This is a genomic window from Streptococcus suis, from assembly GCF_019794555.1.
Lineage (GTDB): Bacteria > Bacillota > Bacilli > Lactobacillales > Streptococcaceae > Streptococcus > Streptococcus suis_AB.
In genome coordinates this window covers 1-2,669 of the sequence record NZ_JAIMEP010000059.1, presented here as the reverse complement: position 1 = coordinate 2,669, position 2,669 = coordinate 1, and the positions used below count along the sequence as shown (strand labels likewise).

Genomic DNA, 2,669 nt, shown 5'->3' with positions numbered 1-2,669 from the left:
TCTGAATCAACATCAGTATCTGCGTCAGTATCTGAATCAGCGTCAGCATCTGAGTCAGCATCAGTATCTGCGTCAGCATCGGTATCTGAATCAGTATCTGCATCAGCGTCAGTATCTGAATCAACATCAGTATCAGCGTCAGCGTCTGAATCAGTAAGTGCCTCAGCATCAGCGTCTGCATCAGTATCTGCATCAGCGTCAGCATCTGAATCAACATCAGTTTCTGCGTCAGCATCGGTATCTGAGTCAGTAAGTGCATCAGCGTCAGCGTCTGCGTCAGTATCTGAATCAGTATCAGCGTCAGCGTCAGCATCAGTATCTGCATCAGCGTCAGCATCTGAGTCAGCATCAGTATCTGAATCAGTATCAGCGTCAGCGTCAGCATCTGAGTCAGCATCAGCGTCAGCATCTGAATCAACATCAGTATCTGCATCAGCGTCTGCATCTGAGTCAGTATCAGCGTCAGCGTCAGCATCTGAGTCAGTATCAGCGTCAGCGTCAGCATCAGTATCTGAATCAACATCAGTTTCTGCGTCAGTATCTGAATCAGCGTCAGCATCTGAGTCAGCATCAGTTTCTGCGTCAGCAAGTGCATCAGTATCAGCATCTGAATCAGTATCTGCCTCAGCGTCAGCATCTGAATCAGCGTCAGCGTCTGAATCAGTATCTGCATCAGCGTCAGTATCTGAGTCAGCATCAGTATCTGCATCAGCGTCAGCATCTGAATCAACATCAGTTTCTGCGTCAGTATCTGAATCAGCGTCAGCATCTGAGTCAGCATCAGTATCTGCGTCAGCAAGTGCATCAGTATCAGCATCTGAATCAACATCAGTATCAGCGTCAGCGTCTGAATCAGTAAGTGCCTCAGCATCAGCGTCTGAATCAGTATCTGCATCAGCGTCATCATCTGAATCAACATCAGTTTCTGCGTCAGTATCTGAATCAGCGTCAGTATCTGCATCAGCGTCATCATCTGAGTCAGCATCAGTTTCTGCGTCAGCATCGGTATCTGAGTCAGTAAGTGCCTCCGCGTCAGCGTCTGAATCAGTAAGTGCCTCAGCATCAGTGTCTGAATCAGTATCTGCATCAGCGTCAGCATCGGTATCTGAGTCAGTAAGTGCATCAGCGTCTGAATCGGTATCAGCGTCAGCATCAGTATCTGAGTCAGTATCAGCATCAGCGTCTGAATCTGCGTCAGCATCAGTTTCTGCGTCAGCATCAGTATCAGCATCTGAGTCAGCATCAATATCTGAGTCAGCATCAGCGTCTGAATCAGTATCAGCATCTGAATCAGCATCTGTATCTGAGTCAGCATCAGTATCAGCATCAGCGTCTGAATCTGCGTCAGTATCTGAGTCAGCATCTGAATCAACATCAGTTTCTGCGTCAGTATCTGAATCAGCGTCAGCATCTGAGTCAGCATCAGTTTCTGCGTCTGCATCGGTATCTGCGTCAGCAAGTGCATCAGTATCAGCATCTGAATCAACATCAGTATCAGCGTCAGCGTCTGAATCAGTATCTGCATCTGCATCAGCGTCAGCATCTGAATCAACATCAGTATCTGAATCAGCGTCAGCATCTGAGTCAGCATCAGTATCTGCGTCAGCATCGGTATCTGAATCAGTATCTGCATCAGCGTCAGTATCTGAGTCAGCATCAGCATCTGAATCAACATCAGTTTCTGCGTCAGTATCTGAATCAGCGTCAGCATCTGAGTCAGCATCAGTATCTGCGTCAGCATCGGTATCTGAGTCAGTAAGTGCCTCCGCGTCAGCGTCTGAATCAGTAAGTGCCTCAGCATCAGCGTCTGAGTCAGCATCAGTATCTGCATCAGCGTCAGCATCTGAATCAACATCAGTTTCTGCGTCAGTATCTGAATCAGCGTCAGCATCTGAGTCAGCATCAGTTTCTGCGTCAGCATCGGTATCTGAGTCAGTAAGTGCATCAGCGTCAGCGTCTGAATCAGTATCAGCATCAGCATCGGTATCTGAGTCAGTAAGTGCCTCAGCGTCAGCGTCTGAATCAGTAAGTGCCTCAGCATCAGCGTCTGAATCAGCGTCAGCATCTGAGTCAGCATCAGTTTCTGCGTCAGCATCTGAATCAGTATCTGCATCAGCGTCAGCGTCTGAATCAGTATCTGCATCAGCGTCAGCATCTGAATCAGCGTCAGCGTCTGAATCAGTAAGTGCCTCAGCATCTGAGTCAGCATCGGTATCTGAGTCAGTAAGTGCCTCAGCGTCAGCGTCTGAATCAACATCAGTATCTGCCTCAGCGTCAGCATCTGAGTCAGCATCAGCATCAGTATCTGCGTCAGTATCTGAATCAGTATCTGCATCAGCGTCAGCGTCTGAATCAACATCAGTTTCTGCGTCAGTATCTGAATCAGTGTCAGCATCTGAGTCAGCATCAGTATCTGCATCAGCGTCAACATCAGTTTCTGCGTCAGTATCTGAATCAGCGTCAGCATCTGAGTCAGCATCAGTTTCTGCGTCAGCATCGGTATCTGAGTCAGTAAGTGCCTCAGCGTCAGCGTCTGAATCAGTATCAGCATCAGCATCGGTATCTGAGTCAGTAAGTGCATCAGCATCAGCGTCTGAATCAACATCAGTTTCTGCGTCAGTATCTGAATCAACATCAGTATCAGCATCAGTATCTGAATCAGCGTCAGC

Annotated in this window: 1 protein-coding gene; it reads right to left on the bottom strand. The window is 47.9% G+C overall.

What is annotated here, in order from left to right:
• The coding region (locus tag K6V48_RS11560; RefSeq protein ID WP_222369834.1) for a hypothetical protein at positions 1–2,669 on the bottom strand (2,669 nt) is incomplete at both ends.